Below are 26,820 nucleotides of genomic sequence, written 5' to 3' on the forward strand. Positions count from 1 at the left end.
GCTAAAATTTAAAATTATAAGAGACAGAGGGCACAAACCTGAATAAAGACAAGCTCCTTGCCTCGGTCACATCAGCATCGCTTGGCCTGTCCCGAAAAATCACCCGGTAAGGATTTCTTTGCCCGTATACATTGTAAATACTAAAATTGAGTTCGGATGAAAATTTTTCCGTTTTCCGAAGCACCCGGGTCGCTCCAATATCCAGACGGTGTGAATCCGGCAAACGGTCCCTGTTTCTTCCGGCAAAATAGTAATAGTTGTAGCCAAGGATTTTATATTTTGTATTTGGAAAAGTCACCGCATTACCGGTCGAAAAAACAAAACATGCCGAAAGGCTCCACTTAGGATTAAGCTGATAAATACCAACCAGGTTCAGCTGATGTGTTTTGTCCTGACTGGCATTGTACCATAAATTTTCATTAATTCCATCTATTTTTCTTTCTGTTTTGGACAAAGTATAACTGATCCAGCCCGTCAGTCTTCCGGTTTTTTTTTTAAACAGCAATTCAACACCAAAAGCCCTCCCAATTCCAAAAAGCAATTGACTTTCTATAGGACGGCTTGTAAAAACATCTGCACCATTTTTATAGTCAATCTGGTTCCATAGTTTTTTGTAATAAAGTTCTGCGGTAAGCTCATACGTGTTTTGGGCCATATCCCTGTAATAACCTACAGAATACTGGTCACTTTTTTCGGGTTTAATGATGTTTGTACTGGCCAGCCACCTGTCCTTGGGGTCCGATCCACTGGAATTTGAGATCAGATGCAGGTTTTGAGAATTACGGGTGTAGGAGATTTTAAGTGCCCCTGTAGCACCCAGGTAAAAAGCAGCAGAAATACGTGGCTCCGCATTAAAATAAGTTTTAACCCATTGTCCGGCTGCATAGCTGTCTGTATCTGTCACCTCGCCATCCTGGTCCAAATGATAATAATCTCCCGGACCAAGCAGGCTGAATGCGGAAATTCTAAGTCCATAAGTCAGCCCAAACACTGGGGCCGCCCTCCAGGTATTACTCACATACAGTGCATTGTCCAGGGAAAACCTTTCCTGAAATTTCTGGGGGATCAAGCCTAAATTCCCCGAAACCTGCAGTTCACCAGGTTTGATGTTATGGTAAGTTGTATTTATACCAAAACTAATGGTATTGTATTCATTGGCATACCATTGCAGGTCTTCTTTAAAGCTCCAGTCCCTGATCCTGGAATAAATGGTATAAGAAGATAAATGATCACCTGATTTAACCTTGTAGCTGTAATTGCTATAGATCAGAGAAGTATTTGAAAACAATTTAGGGCCAAAAATATGGTTCCACCTAACTGTGGAAGCGACATTGCCCCAATCCAGTGCAGATATGTCCTTGGCTTTAAATACATCGCGGCCAAAGTACCCTGAAATGAATAACCTGTCCCCCTCACCAAGCAAATAATTGGCTTTCAGGTTGACGTCATAAAAATAAAGTGTTGAATTTTTAATCTGGGTATCGCCAGCCAGTTTCAGGAGCTGATCTGCATAAGTTCTTCTTGCAGAAATCAGAAAAGATGATTTTTCTTTTTGTATAGGCCCTTCAATGCTGACCCTCGCTGCGGTTAATCCTATTCCTCCTCCCACCTTTAATTTTTGATTGTTGCCGTCGTTCATTCGTACGTCAAGTACCGATGACAAACTTCCACCATACCTGGCCGGCATTCCGCTTTTGTAGAGGGTCACGTCTTTCAGGGCATCTGAATTAAAGGCAGAAAAAAAACCCAGCAGGTGGGTCGCATTATAAATTGGGGCTTCATCCAGTAAAATAAGGTTTTGATCCGCTGCCCCGCCCCGGACAAAAAAACCACTTCCTCCTTCAGTTGGGGATTTAATTCCCGGCAGCATTTGCAAGTTCTTGACCACGTCCCTTTCCCCCATCAAAACCGGGATACCGTTGATGTCTTTTATATTCAACCGTTCTGTTCCCATCTGGGGGTCATCCATCTTTCGTGCCGGCCCACGGCTAACCCGAACGGTGTCCAATAAGGCCGGCTCTTCCTCCAGGGACAAATCCAGCCTTTCATTTTTGCTAAGGTCTATGCTTGTCTTAAAAGGTTTCAACCCAATTCTTTTAATATTCAAAATATAACTGCCTGCCGGCAGCATTAAAGAGAAAAAACCATATTCATTAGTAGCTACTCCCTGATTTGTACCCGAAACGCTTAAAGTGACGCCGGTTAAAGCCTCACCAGTTTCCTTGACTTTAACCATTCCACTGACCACATATCTTGCATTTCCTTTTCCCAGATTAGCCGCCAGGCCGGCTTCCTCTTCCTTTGCTTTTCCGCTCCCCAGTCTGATAAAGACTTCCTTCTGCAGTAAACTAAATTGAATGGCTTTGCCTTTAAAGGCTTCAGAAAGCGCCTCATCAAGCGGCTTATTTTTCACATCCAGATCTATTTTTATGGTACTGTAGGCAACCGCCCCATTATAAGTAAAACCGATGCCACTAACTGCCGTGATTTTATCAAGTGCTTTCTTTAAAGGTTCCTGTTGCAAATGAATGGTTATTTTTTTTTTCAATAAGGGGCTCTCCTGCGCATGGGCCCGAATTTGAAGGACCATCAGCAAGGTCAATATGAATATTATAAAGGTTAGTACCCGTATCAGTTTCTTTGTGCTCATTCCCGGGGTTTAATCATTGCCAGATCTGAAAACCACATATTGATTTCCATTTCTTTTCCATTTTGCTCCTCCAACAGTCACCAGTTTATCCAGACTTTGATTTATAGCAGCTGTCATGTCTAAATTTCCATAAAAAATTTCATTTTCCAGACCATGTCCAAGCTCAATCTTCACATCATACTGGGTTTCTATATCGTGTATCACTTCTGCCAGCGCAGTGCCTTTATACACATAAAAGCCCAGGCGTCTTTGAAGAAAAACACCCGCCTGAGGGAAATCCACTTTATGGAGTTTTTCTGCCTGTTTATCAATCACGACTTGCTGGTTAGGCAGTATAATGGCTTGCTGATTATTTTTATCTGCCTGCAAAGACACCGAAACTTTACCACTAAGCAGGGTAATGCGTGTCTTATTTTTCGCACCATAGGCTTCGATGTTAAAACTCGTACCAAGTACTGTGGTTTGGACCGGACCGGCAGAAACTATAAAGGGGTGTTCCGCATCATGGGCAACTTCAAAAAAGGCTTCTCCTTCGAGTTGCACTTTTCTGTTTCCTGCCCTGAAATGTTCCGGATAAGACAAATTGCTGTTTGCACTTAGCCAGACCCTTGTCCCATCTTCAAGCTGTACTTGTTTATGTTCAGCAGCAGCATTCTTTACTTCCATTTGCCGGACAGGGCTAATGAGGTTTAACCATCCTGTCCTAAAAAAATAAAGGCCGCCCGCCAGCAGCAAAACAGCCGCAACGGCCTTTATAAAAAGACGTAAAGTGATCTTTCTGGAAGGGGAAGGAATAAAAGAAGGGACCAGGCCCGAATCAGGAACTGCTTCAGTATTGTTCCATGTGGCTGACATAAGGGCCCGGCCTTCTTCTTCATTATCGTGTAAAAGCTCCAGAAACCGGTCGAGTTCCTCAGCAGTACATTCGTTGCTCAGGTACCGCCTGTATAAAAGTTCCAGTTGTTTTTTTTCTTCCACAATGAGCTAACAGGTATTTTATCCTTGTTTACATAATATATACAACCCTTGCGGTCTTTAGGACTAGTTGGATTGAAAATAATCGGCAGCGGCAATAATAAAGCAAACCATACTGCCATGTTTAGTCACATAACTTCTAATCAGCCTTCCAGCTTCAACCATGTGATTTTTCACCGTATTTTTAGACAGATCCAGACGCTCCGCAATTTCTTCATAACTCAGGTGTTCTTTCCGGCTCAAATTGTAAATCAGTTTTTTCTGAGGAGAAAGCTGGTCTATTGCATCCTGATATACTTTACTTAACTCCTTTTCAAAAATCATTTCTTCTGTACTATTATTTAGATTTTCCATAAAAGAAAACAACTGATCTCTAAGTTTCTTGTCGCGTGATACTTTCTTCAGGTAATTCAGGACATGATTTAACGTGATTTTCTTTATATATGCCCCAAAATTAAGTTCGGCATTTATTTGCCCGCGTTTTTGCCAGATTTTCACAAATACTTCCTGGACAACTTCCTCCGCGGTATCCTCAGATTTACAAAGCTTTAAAGAATATACAAATATTTTACGGCGGTATTGATTATAAATTTCCGCAAATGCAGCCGGATTACCCTCTTTGAGTTTAATGAGCAGCTCAGAAGAATCCTTTGTGTTTGCCGGTTCCATTCCCATGAAGCAATTAACGCTCCCTAAGTTAAAATAATATTTTTCACATTAAAAACATTAACCATAATCCTTTCGGCCATTCTGTTTTTCCCCCTCTGTTTTAAATTTCCTTTTGCTGAACGGTGCTGCCATCAATAAGAAAAAACCTGTCGATTTACTGACCTTGAATACATCTATACCGTAATGGATTGCTGCTTTTTTCTTTTCCCTGTAAGTATCAAACAACCTGTCCCATATGCTTAGCACGTCCCCAAAATTACAATCTGTATAAGGCAGCTCGTTATGGTGGTGGACATGGTGCAGGTTTGGGGTAATCAATAACCAGCCAATGACCTTTGCTGTTTTTTCCGGCAGGTGCAAATGGGTGTGGGCAGAAATATTTGAAACGGTTTGTATGGTCTGGCGCAAAACAAGCAAACCAAATGTAGCTCCTGAAAGAAAGACCCAAAGGCACAGAAAACAGACCCGGACAAATGTTTCTCCCGGATGCTCCCGGATGGTTGTGGAAACATCGACTTCATGATCGCTGTGATGGATCAGATGAAACCTCCAGAGCCAGTGCACCTTATGCATAATGACATGATATACATATTCAAAAAAATCCAGCAGTAAAAATCCGAGCAGGTATTTGACAAATGTATTTCCCTTAAACAGAAACAGGATGCCCCAATGATGAACCGTTACCCATTGTGAAACACTTAAAACCAGCAAAGTCATGCCCAGCTGTACAGGAACAGCGGTCAGAATAAAAAGAAGGTTCAGCCCGCCATGCTGCCATTTCAGTTTAGCCTGGTGAACAGAAAGCAATACCTCGGCAAACCATAAACTTAACAGGATACCTGCAAACAGCACCAGCTGGACAAAGGCCGAATGATCTTTAAATATATGCGTTAATGACATCAGAATTTCAGGCCTTAAGAGATGAAAAATTTGTTTTACAAAATTCACTTCTCCCGGGATCAAGAACAACCCGCTGCCGGGTTTTAACCGAAATCTTTCTGCTATAATCTCCTTTTTCAAACGTAACAGTTGCTGCACCGCTGTACATGCAAACCTCTACAGCACCGTCATCCACTGCCGAGATGTTAAAATTTCCCTGTTGTGCATTTGTAAGCACAGCGCCGGTCTGTACTACAAAAGGATAGCCCAGATGTTCCGAAACTTCAAAAAAACCGCTTCCCTCCAGACTGACATACCTACGCAGCCCCTTAAAGATTTCCGGATAAATCAACCTGCTGCCCGGTCCCAGCTTTACCCTGGTTCCATCGGCAAGAAAAAAGGTCTTAAATTCTTCCTTTTCTGTAGAGACTTGTTTTTGACTGGCCTGAATGGGATGAAGGGCTTCTGACTGCGAAAAGCAGTAACGGCCCAGGAGATCAAAAAATAATTCCAATTCCTGTTTGGAGCATTTCTTTTCTCTATACAGACCATACAACTCTTTTAATCGTTTTATTTCTTTCATAATAAGATTTGATCACAGCCCACCCACACAGGTGTCTGGCTGATTTCTACCTTATACAATCTGAAAAAGAGAAAGGGCTAGCGTATTTTGAAAAATTATCATTTTTTTTCTGTTCGCATCAATGTATTGACCTTAGCAGCCGTTAGATGGACAATTTCATCCAGTTCCCGGACGCAGTCATCGATCATCGCATAATACTGCTGTTTTTCATCAGCATCTTCTGTACTCTGAATCAGGGTGTACAAGCCCAGTATAGAAGAAACCGGTTTGCGGATCTCATGAGAATTGATCCAGGCAATTTCTTTTAACACCTTATTTTGCTCATTGATTCTGGTTTCGCGGTTCTTTCTTTCGGTGACCTCTGTTACAATGTCAATATAGCCCGAATGCAGCGCCTGGGAATCAAAAATCGGTGTACTGTTGATTTCCACCCAATACGGCTGACCGCTTTTGTGGTAATTTACAATTTCCGCGTGGAAAAAATTCTGTTCCCTCAGGGAGTTTGCAATGTAATCCCGGGTTACGCTGCTGGTATCCGCACCATGAAGAATTTCATCTGCAAGCTTTCCTTTCAATTCTACGAGTTTATATCCGGTCAAATTTTCAAATGCCGGATTTACCCATTGGATCCTTTCTTCACAATCTTTAATGACCACCCCATTTTTCACTTTGCTCACTACTTCCGACAGGCGAAGGTTCTCCTCATTTTTCCTTTTGTACTCATCAATATCCTTCACTGCACCAATCACCCTTCTGGGCATTCCATCTTCTCCTTTTAGCAAATAAGCCTGATCAAATACATATTTATACGTTCCGTCGGCACACAAAAACCGATACGATGCTTCCCAACGCTTTTTCACCTTTAAAACAAATTCATCCAGACTGGCAACCACCACTTTTCTTTCATCCGGATGAACTTTATCCTCCCACCATTCCATTGTTTTAGGAATGCTTTTCGGGTCATAGCCAAACAGGGGCAACAGTCCGGAGTTCCAAATCAATTGGTCAGTATTCAGGTCCCAGTCCCAAATGGCATCGTGAGTTGCTTTGTTAACCAGTTCATACCATTCCAGGGTACGGTTGAGCAATTGTTCCCGGGTATAGCTTTCGGTAATGTCCTGGATAATTCCACTAATTTTAAAAGCCTCACCATTCTGATAAATTACTTTTCCGGCATGACGGACCTGGCGCCATTCTCCCTGGACCTTCAAACGGTGTGTATAGTCCAACTCTCCTGTAGCAATAACTGCATCCATATTTGAATTCAGTCCATCTATATCATCTGGGTGTACCTGTTCCATAAAAAAGGCGGCAGGCGTAATCGGTGCATCGGGTTCCAGACCAAACAGGGTATACAGGTTGTCCGACCAAACCACCTCATCTGTTTTCAAAAAATATTCCCAGGCAGCAACCTTTGCCATTTTTTGGGCGTAATACCATTGCTGCTGTTCCTTTCTGCTGTTTTCCAGGCTCTGCTCCAGATACTGCCTGGTCTTTGTTTGCCCCTTATGATAAAGACTGACCAGATAATGCAATAATAAAGCACTCAAAGTTATAAACAAAACTCCTTTAAGACTGTGTATCACGGCCTGATCCTTGGCTGGTATACCCTGAATCAGTACAGAGATGAGCTGATCACTGATCACCAGCCAGACCACGCTGACCACTACATAAAAAAGAACGATATAATTTTTATTTTTCACAGGGAGCAGAAAATCAATTTAAAATAAGCGTCAATACAATGTACATAATTATGAATATCTATCCATGTAATAACCTACCTGAACCAAATATTTTTTTTATTACAACCATTGCATTTCATTTCCTAATCCAAAAAATATCAGATGCTAAAAGAAGGGGCCAGCCTATAAAAAGACGTTAAGTTTATACAAATGAGTATACTGTTGTCCAGCTATTTGTAATACGCAAAGAACCGATCAATTGGGCTTACATCGAAGCAACAAAGATTTAAGGCCTAAAAGACAGAGAACTATTTGGTTGTAGTGATTTCCACACCAACCACTTTACTGTCCTCGCTTTCATTTTTTAAACGGTCCAGTGCTGTCACTACATAGCTATAGCGTTTTCCGTTTTCAGCTGTGGTATCAATGAAAGAAAGATAATCCTCAAAACTTATTTTCAGGATATTTCTTGGGCTCAATGTTGAAATTTTCTCCCCTTCTGCAAAACGATAGATCACAAAACCTGAAGCAGTTTCACCGTCACTGGCCGGCAATGGTTTGGCCCATTTCAAATGTACTCCATCTCTTAACACCTCTGCAGTCAAAGCCTGAGGCGGATTTGGTGCAATTTCATCCAGCCATGGCATTTGAGGAGGTAATGCAGGATATCTGAACAAATTGTTTTTTAAAGAATCGGCTACCGCCCTGGCTACTGTGCTCAATGATTTAGAAGAGAAAAATACACTTCCCTGAATGCGATTATTTTCCCGTATATAGCGGACCTGATTTGGCATTTCTGCCGGCACCCTCCAGGCTGCTTCTGCCCGGGAATTGACCAGATAAGGCCCCAGTCCGATATATACATGTCTTCCGTAAGCATTATTGGCCCACCAGTCAGAAAGGGTTGCAAAAGGTGCTGCTTTTCTGCTGAATGTAAAATAAATCTGTGGATTCATATAATCTACCCACCCTTCTTTGGCCCATTTACGGGTATCGGCATAATTTTCAAAATAAGCCTCTCCTCCAAAAGTATTAGAACCCTCCGGATCTCTGGACCTGTTTTTCCAGATCGCCCTTGGACTAATACCAAATTTCACGTACTTTTTATAATGATGTATACTGTCATCCAGCATTTTAATCAGCAGATCTACATTATTTCGTCTCCAATCCTTAATATCTGTAAAGTCATTTGGGTATTTGCTGAACGTTTCCGTATCGTTCATTTTTTGACCGGCAACAGGATACGGATAAAAATAATCGTCAAAATGCACCCCATCAATGTCATACTGCTTGACCACATCCAGGATTACCTGTACAATGTAGTTTCTGACCTCTGGAATTCCCGGATCAAACTGTCTTTTGTTCGCATAGGTAAAAAACCATTCCGGATGTTTTTTTGTAATGTGGTCTGAAGTTAAGGCACTGGTCATGTTCATACTGGCACGGTAAGGATTAAACCATGCATGCAGTTCCATTCCTCTTGAATGGGCCTCCTTAATGGCAAAAGCTAAAGGATCGTAGCCCGGCTCAACGCCCTGTTTCCCTGTCAGCCACTGGCTCCAGGGTTCTCTTGACTTGGCATAAAAGGCATCTGCGGCCGGTCTTACCTGCAGCATAATCGCATTGATGCCCTGGCTTTTATGTCTGTCCAGTATACCAATAAGCTCCTGTTTTTGCTGATCCATTGTTAAGCCTGGCCTGGAGGGCCAGTCAATATTTGTAACCGTTGCAACCCATACACCCCTGAATTCCCGTTTATTACTGCTGTTTGTTTCTGAAAGGTTTGCCGCTTGTCCTGCAGCTGTCATCCGCAGAAACAAAAATATGATGGTAATAAAAGTTAATTTGTACATGTTGTATCTATTCATCTTGCCCTCAATGCCCTAATGTATTTCTAAAATTTCCGGGGCCCCCTTCAGGGCCTGTGTGTTTGTGTTCCGGTCACAAATATACCAGTCTTTTTTATATAGACCTGGTATTCTTTATTTTAAAGCCATCACCTGACCGTATTGGTTTATCTGACGTTAACGTTTTTCGGTCCCATAATATTATCCGTTTATCAAAGACCTGAGGATTTTCTGCTAAACCTTCAGCTTTTCCTTTAAAAAAACCAGTGGATTAAAAAAGCGAAGGTCCAGTTCTTTTTTATTCATTGTCAACCAGCTTGCACATCCATAATCGTCAAAACGCCTGCGGATTTCCAGATGCAAATGGTGATAGTCCCCGCCATATTTTTTAGATTCCTGCACCGTGAACAAACGGGCGATCTTCGTCTTTTCATCTACCTGTTGCCCCTGTCTCACGTAAACTTCTTTTAAATGCTTGTAAGAACTAAAAATAACCTGTCCGTCTTTCAACTGGTGTTTAAGAACAACCGTTTGTTGATTTTCACCCAGATGTACCGAGCAAACAATACCTTTAGCCATCGCATAAACAGGAATCAGTTTGCTGGCGGGCTTTAAAGGATTTACATCTATGGCCGTATGCATATGGCCTTTCAGAAAACTGTCCCGGTGGTCTCCGAAAATACTTATGATTTTCAATTGTTTGATGTCTTTCCTGTCGGCAACTTCAAAAGGTAGGAACCAATTTACAGCAATGGCAGATGGAGATGCATCTGTATAATAGGGTTTCCACCTGTTTTTATCTATATCAATATTAATTTGGGCGTCTGCAAAAAAATGCAAACCCAAAAACAGCAATAGAAATAAGATTTTTTTATTCATCCAGACAAGATATTAAATTTCCGGCAGATAAAGCTTTGGCAGAATCAGCCCCAGTCTTTCCTGTACCGTGGTATCTCCCCGGATCTCCAGGACCGGGCAACTCACCTGCTCCAGCCAGTCCTGATGAACTTTCAGTGTCCTTCCTTTGGTCGTATTGTCATCATAGCCCCAGGCCCACTCCATAAAATCCTGATGTACAATTTTGTACACCGGGTCGGTCAGGTGACGGTCTCCATAACGTTCCAGCTCCCGGTCTTTTAAACGCTGGATCCGGATTGCCCTTGGGATGTACAAGAAAACCACCAGGTCAAAGGCATTCAGCCATTCCCCGCCCCAGTTCACCATAGAACCGCCCAATATCCAGTTTTGATGTCCGGCCAGATCCTGCTTGAGCATTTCGTTGCGTAATTGGGGATCACGTTTTAGAGTAAATGGGATTTCTGAGTCTGCCCAGAAATAAGCATCCGTATCAAAATAAGGAGCAGAAGTCTGGTTGGAAAGTGCCTGCCCCAGTGTCGTAGAACCGGCACATGAAGCCCCCATGATGTGTATTTTCATTTTTTACCTCCCTTATTGAAAAAGTCGTGATCAGCACGTAAAATTATCAATCTTGCAGCTAAACAGAAAAAGTAAATTTCTTTTCAAATTTCATGTTATTTTCATTTTCAGTGTGGACATTTGATCTACACACACAAACACACACCTTTGAATCCTGTTTTAGGGGAGATTTAGTTAGATAAAGTTTGCCTCCCTGGAGGCAAACTTTTTTTTATCTTTACAATTATGAACAGATCCTTTCTTTTTCATGTATTGCTCATACCCTGCCTGCTCATGCTACTGCCTGGAAAGGTTAGGGCAAATTCTGCCGCAGCAAGGATAAAGCCTGTTTATCTTCAGGAGGATAAACAGGATGATAAAGACAAAAAGCAAAAAAAAGAAGAAAAGAAACCCGAAAAACCAGAAGTCAAAGAAGTTCCCAAGGCCAGAAAACAGGAAGTCCCTGTGGTGGTTCCTCCAAGAAAAGGCCCTGTTCCTGAAAAACAGCGTGGCAGGGGAAATCTATTTTAAGCCGGCATAAGAACATGAAAGTACTGATCATTGAAGATGAAAAGACGCTGGCCTATGAAATGGAAGCTTTTCTGAAAAAAGCCTTTTACCTCTGCGATCTTGCCCATACTTTTAAAAGTGGTCTGGAAAAAATAGAACTCAATACCTACGATTTTATTCTGATGGACCTGGGACTACCCGATGGGGATGGCCTGGACCTGCTGCAAAAAGCAAAAAAACACAATCCCGAGGCAGCTTATATTATTTTAACCGCCAGGGGAAACCTGGAAGACCGGATTACGGGTCTGGATCTTGGTGCCGACGATTATCTGGCAAAGCCTTTTTACCTGCTGGAGCTCCAGTCCAGAATGCAAGCCATTGCCAGAAGAAAATTTAATGTCAGTGAAGATCTTATGCCGCTGGGGGAATTTAACCTTGACCTGCTGAACAGAAGGGTCCTGCACCGGGGGCAGGTTATAGAACTTTCTAAAAAGGAATTTGACCTGCTGAGCTACCTTTCCCTACACAAAAGCCGCGTACTGACCAGAATGCAACTAAGTGAACACATTTGGGGTACTTATGCAGATGATGATTATGACTCCAATTATATAGATGCGCACATTAAGAACATCAGAAAAAAATTAAATGCACTGGCCCCTACCGAATGGCTGGAAACCGTTCGGGGTGTAGGCTATAGAATCCGGAAGTAATTTGAAACTGTCGAGTAAACTTTTATTTTTTATTACAGGATCAAAGCTGGCTATTGTGATCCTGTTTATTTTGTTGTTGCCTTCCCTGGTCAAACAAATAGCCCTGGAGTACACCAATTATACCCTTAAGGAACAGAAAAAAAAGGTATTGGACATTGTACAAAAAAATGGCCTGCATTATTACCTGGAAAAAGACAGTGCCTATGGCAGTTATACCATGCTCAAGGAAGAATATATTTCCCTTGCCCCGGCAGCGCCTGGTTTAAAAATAGACACCATTAAAAATTCCCGGCGCATTGTGGAAAAGGATACCCTTAATTACCGTATCCTGAGTTACACCTTTAAAAATTCCAGCCGCAATTACCTCCTTGAAATTGGAAAAACAACAGCAAGCATCAATCAATATGACCAGCCGCTTCAACGCTTTGCCTTGTACGTTTTGATGGTACTTGTGCTGCTCACCATTCTGATTGACCTGACTTTTACCAGGGTACTGATCCGTCCCCTGACCAAGATCATCAGCACAAGGCTTGTTAACCGGAAGTTTCCTTTTAAAGAACAAGGCATCAAGATCAAAACCAGCACCACAGATTTTAAATACCTTGACGAATCGCTCAGCTTACTGACCAGCCAGATCAACGATGCTTTTACCAAAGAAAAGGAATTCACCGCCAATGCTTCGCATGAACTGATGACCCCCATTAGCATCCTGCAGCATAAGATGGAAAATTTATTAGCCGATCAGCAGGTAAGCGAGTCCGTTTCCCTGCGCATTATCGAAATGATGAAAAGCCTGGACCGCTTAAAAAAAATTTCGTCCTCTCTGCTCCTGATTTCCAGAATTGAAAATGAGCAATTTGTAAAAAGGGACCAGGTCAGGCCCCTGGAGTTGTTCAGGGAAATTAAAGAGGAAATCGGCCATCGTCTGGAAGCACAAAACATTTCCCTGGTTCTGGAACTTTCTTCTGCCCTGAAGTTAAAAAACGTAAACCAGGACCTGCTCTTCCAGTTGTTTTATAACATAACCAATAATGCCATTAAATTCAACAAAACAGAAGGGAAGATCCTGGTTAGTGATGCGTTTCTAAAACATGGAGAATATCAGATCCGGATCTCCGACACCGGTATTGGGATAGAGCCCGGACAGTTGCCCTTTATTTTTGACCGTTTTCGAAAAAGTAATCTTTCAGAAAAAACAGGTTATGGACTTGGTCTGGCCATTGTGAAAAGTATTGCCCTTTACCACAATATTAAGGTAGAAGTTCAATCCGTTCCAAATGAAGGAACTACTTTTTTTGTATCCTTCCCTGCCGACCAATTGGATTAAGGTTTTATTTATCCTGGTCTGTTATTCCAAACATCAGGACCAAACGCTCACCTTGATACAAATTAAGGGTCTGGTCTGCCACATCGTATTTAAAGGTATTGCCACTTAAAAGCTGCATAAAATCGTGTTCCAGTTTATTTCTGCCTTCATCAGGACAAGCCATCAGGGTACTGCCCAGTTGTTTAAACCGGATCATTTCATTTCCTTTTTCATAAGCGCCAAAGAAGCCATTACAACCTGCATTACCGCTTATACGCCCTTTAACTTTATCGAAGACAATATATGCCGGAGAATTTTCCTGGGTAAGCCCGTTCATCTGGATCAGTTTCCATTTGTGTTTGGTGACAAAAGACCATACACCAGCATGTTGTGGCATTTTTTGTTTTTTAAGAATTTTCTTTAGCTTATAGGTATAAGCTGATGCATCTGCAGGAACATTGGCCCGCTTGGTACGGATCACCTGCAAAACATAACGATAACCGGCTTTATATTTGAAACCTTCAATGTTGCTGTAAAACAGCTCCCAGTCTTTACTATTTTTGTATTTAACCTGGTAGCAGGTTTGCGGGGCAACCCCTGTACAACTGGCCCGGTCTTCCTTAACCACCAGGCGGATGATGTCTGCTTTTGTTGTAAACGAAAGTCCAAAGACCAGTAAAATGGCCAATATAAATTTGCTTGTTGTGGACGTTAAAAAAGATTGTTTCATGGTATGTGTTTTTGTGTTATTCATACAAAGAAGATGCCTGCATCCGCAGCTTTCCATAAAAATACACAATCAAAATAGAAAAACAGCCTTAAACAACTGAAAATCAAAACACATTATTTCTCATTATTTTTCCTACAGTGCTCTACTTTATTCTGAATATATTTACTAAATCCCCATATTTAAATTCAAAATTTATTTATTTTGCCGCTTATACATCCACCTTTGTCAGACTTCTTTTAACCCCGTCTTTTAATGAATTTTCTAAAAAACATTCTCGGCTCCAAACAACAGGCACTAAAATCAAACGAAAACTTCTGGTCCTGGTTTAAGACCAGGGAACGTGTTTTTTTTAATGTCGTAAAATCACATCAAAATATTGAGCAGGATTTTTTTGATGAACTGGGACCAAAACTCAATGAACTAAAAGAGGGCTATTTTTACCTGACCGGAATGATGAACGACGATACCGCCGAACTGGTCATTACCGCAGACGGGAACATCAAAAACATTGTGTTCGCAGAAGAACTGGTTGCGCAGGCTCCTGTTTTGAATGGCTGGAAGTTTACAGCATTAAAAGAAGCCTTAAATATCGAAGATGTTAACATCAGAATGGGCGATTATGAGTTTAACCGGAAAAATTTGCAATTCTATGCAAACGATCTTGAAAATTACCCGGATGAAATTGACATTACAGTGCTTTATGATGAGCTTACCAAAGAGAATGAAAATGATATTTCCATTGGTGTATATATATTTCTGGAAAATTACCTTGGAGAACTGAACGCGGCCACCATCATTGACCGCTTAACCATTATCAGGAAGGACCAGGCAAAAAAAGAACTGATCCCTATAGAAAAATTGAAATCATTTTTGATCTGGAGAGAAAAAGAATTCATTGAAAAATATGAAGGCATTCGCAGTAATGCAGATCATGACGCCTACTCTATGCTGGAGGCCCAACTGGAAAACGGTAATCCTCTGCTGGCCATTATCAACACTGAACTGCTTGGCTGGGACAGCAAAGCTTCCCATCCCTGGATTTTAAATTATACCATAAAGTTTGACGGAGAAAACACCAACGGAATGCCAGACCAGCATACCTATAAACTACTGGACAAAATAGAAGATGAACTCATGGCGCAACTGAAAGATGTAGAAGGCTATCTGAACATCGGAAGGGAAACTGCAAATGGCAACAGAGAGATTTATTTTGCATGTAAAGAATTCCGGAAACCTTCAAAAGTGGCCTGGAAGATTCAGGAAAAATATTCAGACCAGCTTGAAATTTCTTATGAGATATTCAAAGATAAATACTGGCAAAGTTTTAAACATTTTCTACCCTGAACTAAACAGCATGTTAAAAAGAGTCCTTTAGAAAAAGATCTTTTATCATCAAACGGGCCTGGCCTAAAAAAGGAAAGCGGGAATAACCCTCCGGATCATTCCCGCTTAATCTAAATTAACGCTCTCAGTAATAAAGACGCTTTTTGAAAGTAAATATTGTATCCGGTATTCTTTTTTTTGAAATTTTGCCTGGATTTCATAAAAACCGGCCTTTAAAACCCTGCGGAGACCCTGAAACCTGTACTGCTGCCGTTCTTGTAATTAAAAGTTTTGACCAGGTTAAACCGAAGTCCAAAACGTTGTATACCGATATAAGCTTCGGCATAGTTTTTTATGACATCAGAAGTTAGGTAATTTACGCCAATCACTTCTTCCAATTTCAATTTCTTGAACAAAGGGATTTTACTCAGAAATAATCCACCAAAATTGTGTTCGGCATGTGCTTCCAGAAATTCTTTTCCTGTACTGTATTCATAAGGACTGAGCATCATAAACCCATCTGTAAACTGGGTATAAAGGAAAATATCACTGCCAGCAAAATGTTTAAAATCCATATAATACATTTTATCTCTGTTAAGGAACTTACCTGCCGCGGCACTGTATTTGAAAGCACCTAAAATACCCAGCTTTTTATTGGAGTCAAATACCCGGATCCCTGCATAATCGAAATCTACATCTGAATCAAATGCCCCTTTTATTCCTTTCCTGTATTCCAGCTCCAGTTTAGGATATTTCGAGCCTTGTCTGATGGTAAAATCCGGACGTTCAATATAGCTTTGGGCAAAAGCAATATTCAGTTTCAGACCTAATGTCAATGCTTTATTGGCACTGAAAGCATAATTATTTTCGAATGATGGATATGGATTGTTTGCTGTAAACTGTTTATCTGGAAAATCTCCAGCCGTCCGGAAGGAGGTATTCAGCAGGGGTGTCCTGTTTGCGTATTCTATATTACCGCTAAGATACAATCCATTACTGAGCTCCCTGCCTGAATAAATTTTCACAAAATCCTTTTTAAACAGTTTTAAAATATTTTCCTTGGCAAACAGCGTACTAAAAGTATTAAACAAAGGGGGTATCGCCCCGTATTCGGTATTAAAGTCTGTATAACTTGTTCCCCCGCTGATCCCTAAATAAGCCCTGCGTTTTCGGTTATACACATAGCCGATACTGCCATTGGCACTTAATTTTTTGTTTTCAAAACCATACCGCGGATTAAACTTCATACTTAGACTGCTGCTGTCTTTCAGGGTTTTTCTATAACTCAGCTCCGGACTGTACACCCATCCTTCTACCGTATTGTAGTTTACGCTAAGTACCGGACTATTAATCCCCCAGGACTCTTTTTCTTTGGTATTTCTATGCGTATACCCGGTTAAAAGAACCTTTAATGGTTTCAATTTATTTGCTTTTCTGTCTATCGAATCTTTGTACTTATCGGAACTTCTGACGAGCCGGATGCTGTCTTTTTTGACATAGTCCCTTTTTTCCTCGGGCGTTAAAAGTACAGGCCTGATCCCCGCCCAATAAGCAGAATCTTTTTTATTAGACCCGGCGTTTACCTTTAGAACCCTGTTGGTAAAGAATTTTGGAGGAAAATTAGGTTCTACATCATAATTGCTGAACACCCCGGTATAGGTACCTTCAAATTTAAAGCTGAATATTCCTCCGCTATAATCGTACCGCTGACTGGCGAGCATCCACTTCTCATTTTTAACGGGAATATACTGTTGTTTTATTCTCAGACTATCAATCCCCTCGATCATGGAATTATTGGTGATGGCAAGATCAATACTATGGATCCGCCAGCTGTCATCAATAATATAAATATAACCATTAAACACCTGATCATATTTACGACGCGAAATCACTTGTATCTTATTGATCCAGTTACCACCCTCGCGGAAAGTTCCAATAAATTTATAGCGGTAAAACAGCATCGCATTCTCTGCAATTGGTGAAACGAAGCCCACACGGCTCAACTCACCGATATCAACAATATTTTTGTAAAAGCTCACCAAAAAATCTGTTGCCTGATTAAAACTGAAGCCATTGCTGTTGCCGCTTACTTTTGAAGAGATCATTTCTTCATTAATTTTACCTGGCTGCTGAAAATTAAACTTTGATACCGATTCGGACAAATAGAGTATTCCTCTTTTGCCGGAATCCAGGCCCATATTTTTAAGGTCATCCTGAATGTTCCTGCCCAGGAATTTTTTAGGCGCATTTTTAAGTTTGGTCACCCCTTTAATATAGGTATCACAGGAAAAGGCCTTAACTTCGGTCAAATGCTGTTTGCGTTTTTTAATGGCATTCCTGATGATTTCATAGGCCGGGTCTTCCGCACCAGCTTTAATGACTACGTCCTTCAGCTGATAAACTTCCGCCTGCATTGCCACAGACAGCTCTGTATCTCCATTGACCTCTACCTCTTTAATAAGCTGGACATACCCCACTGCCCTAAACACCAAATTGTATTTTCCTTTATCCAGTTTGAGCTGGAATTCCCCATTGGAATTGGCAGAAGTACCCTTACTGCTGCCCTGAATATAAACACTTGCAAAAGGAAGGATGTTTTTTTCTTTATCGGTCGTAACTCCTTTTAGGGTAAATTGTTGGGAAAAGCAAAACTGTGTAAACAAAAGGGCACACAACAGGAACAAGAGCTTCTTCATATAGTTTTATGGGCGTTTAAGGTTATAAAGCGAAAATGCCTATAATTTCCGAATAATACTCTGTTGCATTAAGTTAAAAAAAGTTAAAAAGCTATGGCGCCTGCTTTTGACCAGGGTTTAGATATTGTAAAAAAGGAAAGCGGGAATAACCCTCCGGATCATTCCCGCTTAATCTAAATTAACGCTCTCAGTAATAAAGACGTTTTTTGAAAGTAAATATTGTATAGAGGAATAAAAAAAATCTAAAGACCTGATGTATGCCTTTTAAAAGCCCCAAAAAAAACATCGGCAGCACTAACTTTCGTTAATGCTGCCGAATCCTTTATGCTATGCCTGCCCTACGCGGATCACCCCCTCACAGGACTTTTTTCGATTGAATAGCTATCTATTTAACAACTCAGTTCTACACTTGTTTTGAAGAATAGCTGCTTAATTTTTCTTACTTAAATATAAATCTATTCTTTGCCTTTTTTTGAAAAAACTTATCCACCGGGTGTGGAGAGATTTTTTAATTACCTGGTACATACTTTCCATCATGCTGTTGACTTTAATCGTTAACTGCCTCATCAATTTTAATATTTATTTGCATTCCACAAACTAATTGCTATTTTTGCCACCTCAATAGCCACAAGGGGGATTAGCTCAGCTGGCTAGAGCGCTTGCCTGGCAGGCAAGAGGTCAGCGGTTCGACTCCGCTATTCTCCACAGCTTAAAGCCTTTCAGTAGTACTGGAAGGCTTTTTTGTTCAAATGGCTTCCTTCAAATGGACAATAAACCATTAAACTTTCTTTGCCAAATTCTGTATGCTCTTTTTTATTTATGGAATCTTCATGCATTGCTCATCATAGTTGAAATATCAATCAAATATGATAAAGACATGGTTAATGACTTACCTACTCCTGATTTCCTCAGTGTTTAGTGTTTATGCCCAGGACAACAACATCAGCTGGATCAATAAAAATGCACGGCCCTTACAGGCAGACACCTCAAAATCGCTCAGCGATCTTGATTTTTTATCCGGAACACTAAAGGATAATACCATTTTCGCCATAGGTGAAGCTTCTCATGGCACACGCGAATTCTATAACCATAAAAAACGCATCATAGAATACCTTATCCTTCACCTCAACTATAAAAGTCTGGGGTTTGAAATCAGCGATTCGGCAATGGAACCCATTAACCAGTACTTACTTACCGGAACCGGCAATTTAAAAGACCTGATGAAGGGATTTTATTTATACAATACAACAGAGATTTATGACCTTTTCCAATTCATAAGAACCCATAATAAGAAACAAGCGCCCGCGGAACAGGTTCAACTATTTGGTTTTGACCGGATGGAATATGCCCCAATGCCATTGGAACGCGACCAGTTAATGGCACAAAACATCATTATAAACCAAAATACAACCCACAACAAAACCATCATCTGGGCACATAATGTACATATTGCAAAAGACACCACCATGGCCCAATACCAAGGAATGGGCTATCACTTAAACAAAAAATTTGGGAACAAACTTTATGCGCTGGGATTTGACACCTATAAAGGCTCGGTAAATGTAATCACCGGTAACGGATTTGAAAAATATGAGTTTCAAAGCGCAAAAGATACCTTTTCAGCATTATTAGCTTCAGCAAAATATCCTGACTTTTTTATAGCCCTTAGCGGGACGGATAATCCCCTGAAAGGAGTAATCAGTAAGATGACCAATATCTATGCAAACTGGACAGAAGGTCGTTCACTCCCCGTAAATCCAGGTTCTGATTTTGATGGAATGATATTTATCAGGGAAAGCCATGCCTCCGCACTGATGAAATAAATTAGTGCAGAAATTTTGTTCTGCTCGCAGGGAATAAAATTTCTTTTCTATATTCACATCTCAAATTTAAATTATGCGTTTTCTCTTTTTCTTTATCCTGCTGTGCAGTGCTACTTTTGCCAAGGCCCAGCTGTTTGGTGTTATACCAATTAATAAATTTCAGGCCGGTTATTATTACGACCTTAACGATCAGAAAATCATCGGAAAAATCGCAAAAGACGCCAGCTCTAGAAATACCTTTACTTCAAAAAACTACTTTCTGTTTAAGTCAGATACAGGTCGGGTACGCATCAGTCCCGATATGATCAAATCATTTGTAGTAGGACTCGATAGTTTTACGGTTTCTCATGGGCCAGACGCCCAGTTTTACAAGGTGGTTATAGATGGCCCCTCAAAGTTATTCGGTCTTAGTGGATTTAGCAGTCAGGCGCCTACAATGTCTGCCGCTCCGGGAGGTGGAATGACGATGAATGGAGGAGGTACCACCTTCTTTAAAAGCACTACATACTTCTATGGTCCTGATGCAGATCATTTGTCACAGTTGACAAGAAAAAACTATGCAGAGGTTATGAGTTTAATTGTCGCGGATGAGCCTTCCCTTGTCGAAAAAATTAAGGATAAAACATACCGGTACGGAGATATGAAAGAGCTGACCGAAGTTTACAACCGGATCAAGAGCATAAAGAAAACTCCATCCAAATAAAGGTTATAGTGCTGTAATGGGAAATTTTTGTTTCAATCAGCATTATTTAATTTCTTTGCCATCCTTAACCATTAAGTTAAAATTTACTTGTCCCAGCCTTCCAGTAACATCCAGTCCTTCTATGTTTCCGATAAACTTGCCTGAAATATCTGAACAGTAAAATGTAATTTTAGCCTCCCCTTTTTCATTTGTAATGACTTCCGGGTTCCAGATCAGGGTATTCCTAAAATCAAAAATGTTTTTTTCTTCCGGTTTGCGTTCGTAATCGGGGCTATAAAATACTTTACCTGCAACATACCCCTGAACCCGGTGCATATTAAACATCTTCAACAAATCCTCGTCTGTATATTTTGGATATTCGTAAGCTTTTTTAATCACATCACTATTCTTAAAGCTCCCATGCCAGGGAACCCTCCCATCTTTATATTGAGTATAAGCGCCCCCTTCAACCGGTTTCGATCCCGAACCACAGGAACCGCAATTTAACCAACCGCATGTTCCTACAAAATCGCTGTTCCCGGAAAACCTGGCCGTACTATCCAGTTTTGCCATATATTTATCCCGTTGTAAATTTACAGCACCAGTTCCCCTTCCATTTATTACCACTTCGTCCAGTGTAATCAGTCCGGGTATATTAGGCAATACTTTCAGGGTATCTGTTTTATCTTTTCGGGCAATCAGCGGGTAAACAACTTTTTTCTGTCCCAGTATGGAATCAATTGCACCAAAGGGATCCGAAAGTACAATCTTTGTCTTTTTAACAATTTCATCACTGCCAAGTGGTTTTATATAAAAGTATCCCTGGTTCGCCAGCAGCATCTGTTCTTTGGAAATTTTAAATTTTCCGGGAGAAGAAATCTGAATGGGATCGCCAAATCCCATTTTTTCGGGTGTAAAAGCAAGTAACATTTTAGGAAGGCCGGACTTACCGCTCATTGTCCCCTCCACCTGGTCACTGATAATTTTTTGGCCTTTTGTTGTCTTTAACAGATCATGCTTACCCCAAATGTATTTTCTCCAGCCTTGTGTCATTAATAACAAATCCATGGATTGTGCCCTGTTTTTATTGTTTTCATCAAAAAAGTAGTCCGGATTGATGATCTCTCCTCTAATTTGCGAATACAACTGGGTATAAGAAATGATGTTTAAAAAATCCTCCTGGTTTTTATAAAGATCATCGTAAACGCTAAGCCCAAGATGCGCAATTACAGGCTCGCCTTTTTCGTTGCTGGCCCGGATGTTCAGTACAACTTTATCTTTTCTATCATAAACGGATTGCGAGGGCTCAACACTGATGTTAATCTTTTGATCAAAATTGACATACACAAGTCTTTCAACAAGGGGTATCATAGCTGAATTATACAGGGTGACCTCCACAATTCCCTGCGGAAATTTATCTTTTGGAAGGTTAAACAGCAAGGTATCATTCCTCATTTCTCCTTTATAAAGTGCATATACTGTGCCCCTTACCTGGGCGGAGATGATAATATCCTGATCTGGTATGGAATTGCTTTTTGTTACCAGAAAGACAACAGCTTTCTCATTCTGGCGCAGCACTTTCAATACAATACCCGTTTTATGTATTTCCGGAAGTTGCTGTAGTATCTCTGAATGCCCCATTTTCACTGCATAAACTTTTCCGGTCCGGGGAACAAAGTTAAACTTGCCCATCCCGCCATAAGTACTCTTAATACTGTCAATGGGCTTTCCGTTTTCCAGTAATATCCCATTCAAATCGTAAGGCTTCCCATACTGCTTGCTTACTTTAAAAGCAACCACATTCACTTGTTCAGCAACCAAATGCCCTCCCTCAGGAAAAAATTTAATAGAAAAATTATCATTTGCAATTGCAGGCAGGGTTATCATATTGCTGATGTCCTCCTTCTGGTAGCTGGTCTTAATATCCAGGAAAGTATTTTTAAAAGGATCGTCTATCCTAAATTTGAGGGTGGCATATCCATCGGCACCAGTTACAGCCTGAATCGTTTTTTGATAAATACGATCAACAAAAATACTGGCCAAAACATCTGCTCCTTTAACTGGAAGTTTATTGGAGCTTGTGCCAACGGTCAGTTCAATTTCTTTTTTATCCTCCGTATTTATCCTTTTAACCGACGCATTAACGGCTAATTTCGGGTTGATGCGTTTCATAATTCTCAGCTTTCGGAAGGCTTTGAATTCCTCCTGATCATTCAGAAACGATCCTGCGGTAAAAGCCATAAGTATATAATCCCCGGGAGAGACATCTTCCCTTATAATTAAATGCCCATCAGCAAAACCATTATGGATCAGTATTTTTTCCTGTCGGATCAGCTGGTTGCTGAGTGCATGCCGAAGCTGGATATACAGAGTTGTATCTGCAGCAGAGGGTTCGTTGTACCGGGCATTCATGATGTACCCCTTAAACCACAGGTCCTCTCCTGTTTCATACACACCTTTACTCAGTTGGAGGTACACAAGTTGCTGGGGTTGTTTTTTTGACAGTGAATCGGTCCATAACGCAACCCTGGATATGTTTTCCTGGGAATAGGCAAAGGAGGCTAAAAGACACCAAAACAATAGAACAGTAATTCTTCTAATAGCTAAAACCATATCGTTTTTTTTATAGATTGAACAACAGCAGTTTAGCAAAATATCAATTATATTTCATAGTTGGTAATTTACCAGGGCAACAAGTCCCCATAAAAACCGGGTAACCCAAAAATGCCAGGAACAGCTTGACATCCGTTGCTGATTCTTAAAAGATATATAGAAGAAATGGCCAATTCCCAAAACTTGAAAAAGCAACAGTTACAGCGCATTATTCAGCGTGAAGAAACGGAAATAAAATTAGCGATAGCTCAAAATGCAACCCTAAGGGCCCAAATCAACCCTCACTTCTTATTTAACAGTTTGAGCTTCGTTTATCAAAGGATTAGAAAAGTGGGCGCTGATTCGGGGGAAAGTCATCCTATTACTTTCAGGGATAATGAGATACAGCATAGAGTCTACTCAGGATGAAAAACTGGTTAATTTATTTACTTAAGGTAAATATTTTGCTCAATCAGTGCAAGCTCACAATCCGGGTGGCCTGCCAGTTTCCGTCTTTTAACCGCCATAGGGTAATAAATTTAGAAGGCTCGCTTTCACCCGGCTCTGCTATATTCCTGAAAGAATGATAACCAATCTGCACTACTCCAAAATCCTTAATCGGGTAAACCTCTATACTGCCCTTGGCAAGTATCCGGGTAACTTTACCGCATATGTTTTTTTGAATAGACTCCAATACTTGTTTTTTCGAAGTGGACAAACCTCCCCTGTCATGATAAAACTCCAGTTCATCGGACATCATAGCCGCCATTTTATCCAGCTCACAATTGTTATATGCCCCAAAAAAGGCACTGTCCAGACTGACAATTTTTTGATACAACTCAACAGACTCAGGCGCATAAGGCTTTGGCTCATAGCGTAATTCACCCAACAACGAAACCGGATGGGTATTGACCATATAGTCGAGTTCACTAACCATTAACCAGTTTCCTTTTATTTTATTCCAGGTTCTTGAAAATTTAGACTCCTCTACAATTTTTTCCGCTTTCCCATTTTCCGTTCTATAAAAACGCTGTACACCGGTTTGTATAGCCCTGGTTTCACCCTGTTCAAAAACCTGTAAACTTCCTTTGACAATCTCCCTACGCATTGAGGCTCTTTCCCTGCTTTTATTTTCGCAGGACCTTTTGATGTTTTTTTTAAAATCGTCCAAACTTTGTGGACTGGTAGCTACTGAATAACCCCTGTCATGATAAAAAACGAAACCAGGTGCGAAAATGCTTTCCAGTTGTTTAAGATCACAGCTCTTAAAAGCAATATCAAACAACAGGCTATCTTTAGCAGACAATTCAATAAACAATTTTTCATTTAGCGCCGGTACTTTCTTAACAGCTTGTGCAAGTACAGAAAAACCAAAAAAACAAAAGCAACAGGCGGTCAATATCAGTTTCTTTAATTCCATATAACTATGACGCCGTTAATTTCCAGTTGGTTACAGGTATGTACAAATCCTGTTTTTTACATCGGTCAGACGCTTTACCTAAAATCTTTGAGAAATCTGCTGTCAATTTTACTATTTTAGCCAGACACACAAATTAAAAAACTAACCATGCGCATTTTAATTTTACTTTTCACCGCTTTCTGTTTCATGACCACGACAGGAATTGCACAAACCATACAGCAAAACAGCGGTTGGCTTTTTCTGATGAACACCACCAAATTCAACAACAAATGGGGTAGTCATTTAGATATACAACTCAGATCCGCGGACAAATGGGACCACCTGAGAAACTTTATGTTCAGACCGGGCATCACCTATTATGTCAATAAGAAAAATGAACTCACATTGGGTTATTTGTGGAATGAAACTTTTAATCCTTCGGGAAGTATTCATCCCAGCGCCACGGAACACCGGATCTGGCAGCAATACATTTACAAACATAAAATTGGCACCATCAATGTAAGCCACAGATTAAGGACCGAACAGCGTTTTATAGAAAGGCACGGTCAGCAAGATGTATTTGCACAACGTTTCCGGTATTTTTTCAGGTTACTGATGCCTTTGGAGAAGGAAGTAAAAGATTTTGAGAAGGGCTTTTTTGCAGCCTTACAAAATGAATTTTTTCTGAATATTCAAAACAAACAAGAACTGAACCAACATGTGTTTGATCAGAACAGGGCTTACCTGGCAGGTGGTTACCGCTTAAACAAAGCGCTGGACATTGAAGCGGGTTATCTGAACCAAGCTTCCAAAGGCATTAACCGCAGCACCGTGAACCATGTGGTACAGCTGGCTGTCTATACCAGATTTTAAAATGTATTTATAAAAACAGGAGGGGGAAAATCCTCCTCCTGTTTTTTGTTTTACACCTCGGCCTCAGCACTAAATTTTTCACCAAAACGGTCTGTCGCAGTCACCTTTACTTTTTTCACTGAAGGGTCAAAATGTGCGACAAAAATATGATCGGTTTTTCTTGGCTCAGGAAAGGTCCGCCCTGCGGGTAACTGATCTCCTTTATATAATGTTACGGATAAAGGATCATAACCAATCTGATTTTCCATCAGTCCCATAGCCTTTCCATCTAAAAAATATTCCACCTTCCAGTCCGGGTCCCAATTCCAGACATTGGCAATCAGCCGGCTCTGATTGGTCAGCCGATCTGTAAACACGCTGACCTGTTTCTCTCTTTCAAGTCCTGTAGATTTGTAATACCAGGTCAGTTTTGTTCCATCCACATCATACACTCCGTAACCTCTTGGTGTCCCATCTTCACAGATCGGCCCTGTCCACCAGGCCCCGCACACAGTACCATGATTGTGCTCATAAATTCCGTCCCTGATCACATTTTTATTAAAATGGGTATGGCCTGACATAATGTGAACATTTGTATATCCTTTTAACAGTGCATAAAAGTCTTCTTTATTTTTAACTGAATTATGGACAGGGATATGCAAGTTAATGATCAGCAGGTTGTTTTTGTCCACATGCTCCAGATCCTTACCGAGCCAGTTCAGCTGGTCTTCTGTAATATATCCATCATACTCTCTTTCGGTACCCAAATAACGGACATCATCCAGCACCACATAATGTGCTTTTCCACGATTGAAAGAGTAATAAGTTGGTCCGTAAACCTCCTTAAACGTTACATCTGATGTTTCGTCTCCACCTTTTCTGTAGTCCATATCGTGGTTGCCAAGGGCCTGAAAAAAAGGAATCCCCATTTGGGAAACAGCCAGGTTATAATCCGGAAACAAAGCATGGTTGTCCCATACAATATCACCTACACAGATGCCATGGACCAAAGTATCTTTTGGCATGTTTTTCAACAACTGCTGCACATCCGGCACAGAAGTTTCCATCATTTGCTTTACATCTTTTTTATTTTTAACCTGAGGATCCGCCCAAATGATAAATTTATGTCTGTTATCGTTCAATTTAAGGGCCTTTAGTTCAAAATCATATTCATTTCTGCTGCCCAGTTTTTCATAATGCCTGGCTACCCGGTCATCGGTTTTAAATTCATAACCTGACGGTGTACTCATAAATATACTCACTGCCTTTTCATTGGGTTCTATGGTATAGTTACCCTTTGCATCGGTTAGGACCACGGAAAAACCATCGGATATCACCACATTTGCAATACCCTTTTTACCCGACAACACCCTCCCTTTAATTGTTTTTTCCCTTTTAAGCTGATTAAAAGCTTTGCTGTTCAAACTGACAAAGGCCGCGCCTGTGACCAGGCCCATACGTTGTATAAAAGATCTTCTGTTCATCATGTAATATCG

At 40.7% G+C, this 26,820-nt stretch carries 22 protein-coding genes and 1 tRNA gene; 9 read left to right on the forward strand and 14 right to left on the reverse strand.

Annotated elements, in window-relative coordinates:
* Position 1: 1 nt before the first annotated feature.
* The 9 genes from B0O44_RS14370 to B0O44_RS14410 form a co-directional block, all read right to left on the reverse strand.
* Positions 2-2,650 (reverse strand): TonB-dependent receptor, encoded by a 2,649-nt coding sequence (locus B0O44_RS14370; protein ID WP_110831733.1) that lies wholly within the window; start codon positions 2,648-2,650, stop codon positions 2-4.
* Between the two features lie 9 nt (positions 2,651-2,659).
* Positions 2,660-3,628, reverse strand: a complete 969-nt coding sequence (locus B0O44_RS14375) for a FecR family protein (protein WP_110831735.1) — start codon at positions 3,626-3,628, stop codon at positions 2,660-2,662.
* 63 nt (positions 3,629-3,691) lie between these two features.
* Entirely contained in the window at positions 3,692-4,294 is a 603-nt protein-coding gene (locus B0O44_RS14380) for an RNA polymerase sigma factor (RefSeq protein ID WP_170123338.1), read from the reverse strand.
* A 57-nt stretch (positions 4,295-4,351) separates the two neighbouring features.
* A complete protein-coding gene (locus B0O44_RS14385) occupies positions 4,352-5,194 on the reverse strand; it encodes a sterol desaturase family protein (RefSeq protein ID WP_110831739.1) in 843 nt (280 codons plus the stop codon).
* 7 nt (positions 5,195-5,201) lie between these two features.
* The gene (locus B0O44_RS14390; RefSeq protein ID WP_110831741.1) at positions 5,202-5,756 is read right to left on the reverse strand and encodes a FecR domain-containing protein; all 555 of its coding nucleotides are present in this window, start codon (positions 5,754-5,756) and stop codon (positions 5,202-5,204) included.
* Between the two features lie 98 nt (positions 5,757-5,854).
* Positions 5,855-7,459, reverse strand: a complete 1,605-nt coding sequence (locus tag B0O44_RS14395; RefSeq protein ID WP_110831743.1) for a PAS domain-containing protein — start codon at positions 7,457-7,459, stop codon at positions 5,855-5,857.
* Positions 7,460-7,746: 287 nt separating this feature from the next.
* A complete protein-coding gene (locus B0O44_RS14400; RefSeq protein WP_245943666.1) occupies positions 7,747-9,291 on the reverse strand; it encodes a glycoside hydrolase family 10 protein in 1,545 nt (514 codons plus the stop codon).
* Between the two features lie 228 nt (positions 9,292-9,519).
* Positions 9,520-10,164, reverse strand: a complete 645-nt coding sequence (locus B0O44_RS14405; RefSeq protein ID WP_110831747.1) for a M23 family metallopeptidase — start codon at positions 10,162-10,164, stop codon at positions 9,520-9,522.
* Between the two features lie 12 nt (positions 10,165-10,176).
* Positions 10,177-10,722 (reverse strand): P-loop NTPase family protein, encoded by a 546-nt coding sequence (locus B0O44_RS14410; protein WP_110831749.1) that lies wholly within the window; start codon positions 10,720-10,722, stop codon positions 10,177-10,179.
* A 225-nt stretch (positions 10,723-10,947) separates the two neighbouring features.
* Here B0O44_RS14410 and B0O44_RS14415 point away from each other — a divergent pair, with 225 nt between their 5' ends.
* Genes B0O44_RS14415 through B0O44_RS14425 form a run of 3 tightly spaced genes read left to right on the forward strand, consistent with a single transcriptional unit; the run spans position 10,948 to position 13,248 of the window.
* Complete coding sequence (locus tag B0O44_RS14415; protein ID WP_110831751.1) at positions 10,948-11,232, forward strand: hypothetical protein; 285 nt, start codon at positions 10,948-10,950, stop codon at positions 11,230-11,232.
* A 14-nt stretch (positions 11,233-11,246) separates the two neighbouring features.
* Positions 11,247-11,921: a response regulator transcription factor gene (locus B0O44_RS14420; protein ID WP_110831753.1), complete on the forward strand. Its 675-nt coding sequence runs from the start codon at positions 11,247-11,249 to the stop codon at positions 11,919-11,921.
* Between the two features lie 55 nt (positions 11,922-11,976).
* On the forward strand, positions 11,977-13,248 hold the full coding sequence (locus B0O44_RS14425) for a sensor histidine kinase (RefSeq protein ID WP_245943667.1): 1,272 nt from the start codon (positions 11,977-11,979) through the stop codon (positions 13,246-13,248).
* Between the two features lie 4 nt (positions 13,249-13,252).
* On the opposite strand, the gene B0O44_RS14430 is transcribed toward B0O44_RS14425, so the two are convergent.
* On the reverse strand, positions 13,253-13,957 hold the full coding sequence (locus tag B0O44_RS14430; protein WP_170123339.1) for a DUF4377 domain-containing protein: 705 nt from the start codon (positions 13,955-13,957) through the stop codon (positions 13,253-13,255).
* 252 nt (positions 13,958-14,209) lie between these two features.
* Between B0O44_RS14430 and B0O44_RS14435 the strand changes: the two genes are divergently transcribed.
* Positions 14,210-15,301 carry a DUF695 domain-containing protein gene (locus tag B0O44_RS14435; protein WP_110831760.1) on the forward strand — a complete coding sequence of 364 codons (1,092 nt, stop codon included), beginning with the start codon at positions 14,210-14,212 and terminating at the stop codon, positions 15,299-15,301.
* Positions 15,302-15,513: 212 nt separating this feature from the next.
* Here the strand turns inward: B0O44_RS14435 and B0O44_RS14440 are convergent, their stop codons facing one another.
* The gene (locus B0O44_RS14440) at positions 15,514-17,976 is read right to left on the reverse strand and encodes a DUF5686 and carboxypeptidase regulatory-like domain-containing protein (protein WP_110831762.1); all 2,463 of its coding nucleotides are present in this window, start codon (positions 17,974-17,976) and stop codon (positions 15,514-15,516) included.
* Positions 17,977-18,607: 631 nt separating this feature from the next.
* On the opposite strand from B0O44_RS14440, the gene B0O44_RS14445 reads away from it, so the two are divergent.
* The 3 genes from B0O44_RS14445 to B0O44_RS14455 all read left to right on the forward strand — a co-directional run bounded on the left by B0O44_RS14445 (position 18,608) and on the right by B0O44_RS14455 (position 20,502).
* A tRNA-Ala gene (locus tag B0O44_RS14445) sits at positions 18,608-18,681 on the forward strand.
* Between the two features lie 179 nt (positions 18,682-18,860).
* Positions 18,861-19,799, forward strand: a complete 939-nt coding sequence (locus B0O44_RS14450) for an erythromycin esterase family protein (protein WP_170123340.1) — start codon at positions 18,861-18,863, stop codon at positions 19,797-19,799.
* Between the two features lie 73 nt (positions 19,800-19,872).
* Positions 19,873-20,502: a hypothetical protein gene (locus B0O44_RS14455; RefSeq protein ID WP_110831766.1), complete on the forward strand. Its 630-nt coding sequence runs from the start codon at positions 19,873-19,875 to the stop codon at positions 20,500-20,502.
* 42 nt (positions 20,503-20,544) lie between these two features.
* Here the strand turns inward: B0O44_RS14455 and B0O44_RS14460 are convergent, their stop codons facing one another.
* On the reverse strand, positions 20,545-23,094 hold the full coding sequence (locus B0O44_RS14460; RefSeq protein WP_110831768.1) for a hypothetical protein: 2,550 nt from the start codon (positions 23,092-23,094) through the stop codon (positions 20,545-20,547).
* A 165-nt stretch (positions 23,095-23,259) separates the two neighbouring features.
* Between B0O44_RS14460 and B0O44_RS25395 the strand changes: the two genes are divergently transcribed.
* Positions 23,260-23,502, forward strand: coding sequence for a histidine kinase (locus tag B0O44_RS25395; RefSeq protein ID WP_110831770.1), 243 nt, complete (start codon positions 23,260-23,262; stop codon positions 23,500-23,502).
* A 43-nt stretch (positions 23,503-23,545) separates the two neighbouring features.
* On the opposite strand, the gene B0O44_RS14470 is transcribed toward B0O44_RS25395, so the two are convergent.
* On the reverse strand, positions 23,546-24,493 hold the full coding sequence (locus tag B0O44_RS14470; RefSeq protein ID WP_110831772.1) for a nuclear transport factor 2 family protein: 948 nt from the start codon (positions 24,491-24,493) through the stop codon (positions 23,546-23,548).
* A 147-nt stretch (positions 24,494-24,640) separates the two neighbouring features.
* Between B0O44_RS14470 and B0O44_RS14475 the strand changes: the two genes are divergently transcribed.
* Positions 24,641-25,345 carry a DUF2490 domain-containing protein gene (locus B0O44_RS14475; protein WP_110831774.1) on the forward strand — a complete coding sequence of 235 codons (705 nt, stop codon included), beginning with the start codon at positions 24,641-24,643 and terminating at the stop codon, positions 25,343-25,345.
* A 50-nt stretch (positions 25,346-25,395) separates the two neighbouring features.
* Here the strand turns inward: B0O44_RS14475 and B0O44_RS14480 are convergent, their stop codons facing one another.
* Positions 25,396-26,811 (reverse strand): calcineurin-like phosphoesterase C-terminal domain-containing protein, encoded by a 1,416-nt coding sequence (locus tag B0O44_RS14480; protein WP_245943668.1) that lies wholly within the window; start codon positions 26,809-26,811, stop codon positions 25,396-25,398.
* Positions 26,812-26,820 lie beyond the last annotated feature (9 nt).

Source organism: Pedobacter nutrimenti (genome assembly GCF_003208655.1).
Classification (GTDB): domain Bacteria; phylum Bacteroidota; class Bacteroidia; order Sphingobacteriales; family Sphingobacteriaceae; genus Pedobacter; species Pedobacter nutrimenti.

What these genes read in the sequence shown, in the direction of transcription:
- B0O44_RS14385 (WP_110831739.1), bottom strand. Translation starts at nt 5,194, where the DNA reads ATGTCATTAACGCATATATTTAAAGATCATTCGGCCTTTGTCCAGCTG.
- B0O44_RS25395 (WP_110831770.1), top strand. Translation starts at nt 23,260, where the DNA reads ATGGCCAATTCCCAAAACTTGAAAAAGCAACAGTTACAGCGCATTATT.
- B0O44_RS14405 (WP_110831747.1), bottom strand. Translation starts at nt 10,164, where the DNA reads ATGAATAAAAAAATCTTATTTCTATTGCTGTTTTTGGGTTTGCATTTT.
- B0O44_RS14460 (WP_110831768.1), bottom strand. Translation starts at nt 23,094, where the DNA reads ATGGTTTTAGCTATTAGAAGAATTACTGTTCTATTGTTTTGGTGTCTT.
- B0O44_RS14420 (WP_110831753.1), top strand. Translation starts at nt 11,247, where the DNA reads ATGAAAGTACTGATCATTGAAGATGAAAAGACGCTGGCCTATGAAATG.
- B0O44_RS14480 (WP_245943668.1), bottom strand. Translation starts at nt 26,811, where the DNA reads ATGATGAACAGAAGATCTTTTATACAACGTATGGGCCTGGTCACAGGC.
- B0O44_RS14410 (WP_110831749.1), bottom strand. Translation starts at nt 10,722, where the DNA reads ATGAAAATACACATCATGGGGGCTTCATGTGCCGGTTCTACGACACTG.
- B0O44_RS14475 (WP_110831774.1), top strand. Translation starts at nt 24,641, where the DNA reads ATGCGCATTTTAATTTTACTTTTCACCGCTTTCTGTTTCATGACCACG.
- B0O44_RS14450 (WP_170123340.1), top strand. Translation starts at nt 18,861, where the DNA reads ATGACTTACCTACTCCTGATTTCCTCAGTGTTTAGTGTTTATGCCCAG.
- B0O44_RS14370 (WP_110831733.1), bottom strand. Translation starts at nt 2,650, where the DNA reads ATGAGCACAAAGAAACTGATACGGGTACTAACCTTTATAATATTCATA.
- B0O44_RS14400 (WP_245943666.1), bottom strand. Translation starts at nt 9,291, where the DNA reads ATGTACAAATTAACTTTTATTACCATCATATTTTTGTTTCTGCGGATG.
- B0O44_RS14440 (WP_110831762.1), bottom strand. Translation starts at nt 17,976, where the DNA reads ATGAAGAAGCTCTTGTTCCTGTTGTGTGCCCTTTTGTTTACACAGTTT.
- B0O44_RS14430 (WP_170123339.1), bottom strand. Translation starts at nt 13,957, where the DNA reads ATGAAACAATCTTTTTTAACGTCCACAACAAGCAAATTTATATTGGCC.
- B0O44_RS14470 (WP_110831772.1), bottom strand. Translation starts at nt 24,493, where the DNA reads ATGGAATTAAAGAAACTGATATTGACCGCCTGTTGCTTTTGTTTTTTT.
- B0O44_RS14435 (WP_110831760.1), top strand. Translation starts at nt 14,210, where the DNA reads ATGAATTTTCTAAAAAACATTCTCGGCTCCAAACAACAGGCACTAAAA.
- B0O44_RS14455 (WP_110831766.1), top strand. Translation starts at nt 19,873, where the DNA reads ATGCGTTTTCTCTTTTTCTTTATCCTGCTGTGCAGTGCTACTTTTGCC.
- B0O44_RS14380 (WP_170123338.1), bottom strand. Translation starts at nt 4,294, where the DNA reads ATGGAACCGGCAAACACAAAGGATTCTTCTGAGCTGCTCATTAAACTC.
- B0O44_RS14390 (WP_110831741.1), bottom strand. Translation starts at nt 5,756, where the DNA reads ATGAAAGAAATAAAACGATTAAAAGAGTTGTATGGTCTGTATAGAGAA.
- B0O44_RS14415 (WP_110831751.1), top strand. Translation starts at nt 10,948, where the DNA reads ATGAACAGATCCTTTCTTTTTCATGTATTGCTCATACCCTGCCTGCTC.